Annotated in this window: 1 pseudogene; it reads right to left on the reverse strand. The window is 69.3% G+C overall.

The features are described 5' to 3' along the window. Window positions 1-77: 77 nt before the first annotated feature. Window positions 78-541 (reverse strand): annotated as a pseudogene (locus A5622_RS21230) (hypothetical protein); the annotation flags it as partial.

A 541-nucleotide genomic window follows, 5' to 3' on the forward strand; every position in this document is an offset into this window, starting at 1 on the left:
TTCGACGTCGACCCGCTCGGCGGGTTGACGTTGTCGGCCACCGACCGCTACCGCGTCGCGACGAAGACGATCCCATGTCAGCCAGCCACCGGGGGCTGCGCCGGCATCAGCAGATACCGGAAGTCGCTCTGCAACGCCGGGAACGGGCCGCGGGGTCCGGTCGTCAGCTCGCCGTCGTACGACGCCAGCGTCAGCGGCCGCTTCGGCGCGGTTAGCCCGATGTCCACCTTGTCGGCGCGAACCGCGTTCAATCCCTCGAGTAGATACTTCGGGTTGATCCACATGTCGATGGGCTCGCCGGCGAACACGATCTGGACGGCCTCGCGGATCCCGCCCACGCCGTCCTCGCCGCCGACCATGCACAGCACGCCCGGCCCGAAGCTGAGTTTCACGCGGGGGAAGTCGCGGCCGTCGAGCGCCAACGCCCGGGCCAGCGGCTCGGCCAGGTCCGGCACCGACACCGTGGCGATCGCGCAAACCAGTTTCGCGGTGCACCGCGGCGACGGGTACTCGAGCATCAAGGCGGTGTGTTTCGACGTCG

The organism is Mycobacterium sp. 1245801.1 (genome assembly GCF_001673055.1).
Lineage (GTDB): Bacteria > Actinomycetota > Actinomycetes > Mycobacteriales > Mycobacteriaceae > Mycobacterium > Mycobacterium europaeum_A.